This is a genomic window from Phormidium sp. CCY1219, from assembly GCF_035615515.1.
Taxonomy (GTDB): domain Bacteria; phylum Cyanobacteriota; class Cyanobacteriia; order Cyanobacteriales; family Laspinemataceae; genus CCY1219.
In genome coordinates this window covers 1-411 of the sequence record NZ_JAJENT010000477.1, presented here as the reverse complement: position 1 = coordinate 411, position 411 = coordinate 1, and the positions used below count along the sequence as shown (strand labels likewise).

Genomic DNA, 411 nt, shown 5'->3' with positions numbered 1-411 from the left:
TTGAATATGGCATCAATCGCATCATGCGCTGACCTTCCTGGCCTAAATCCGTATGAGTCTGCCTCAAATCGGGCTTCTCATTGGGGTTCTAATGCCAGTTTAACCAAGGCTTGTTCGGCTCTATCCTTTATCGTCGGAATCCCTAAAGGACGCTTTTCATCGCGCCCTGGTTTTGGAATCCATATTCTGCGTAAGGCACGGGCTTTGGAATCTTTCCCAAGTTTTTGAGTTAAGTCAAACCGTTGTTTTTGCTTCCTCCTCAATCTCACCCCGACTAAGACTTGCGCTTACACTTATCACTACTCAGCTTATCGACCTTTTGACTGAGAGTCCAAGTCGGGTTATCTCGTTCCATCATCTGGGGTGTTATGCCGACGCCTCCATCTTTCCCCCGAGGTACTTTTGCAAGTC

The 411-nt window shown here is 47.7% G+C and carries 1 pseudogene; it reads right to left on the bottom strand.

Annotation, left to right across the window (positions count from 1 at the left end):
- A pseudogene (locus LKK83_RS12010) lies at positions 1 to 248 on the bottom strand (reverse transcriptase domain-containing protein); the annotation flags it as partial.
- Positions 249 to 411: the final 163 nt, after the last annotated feature.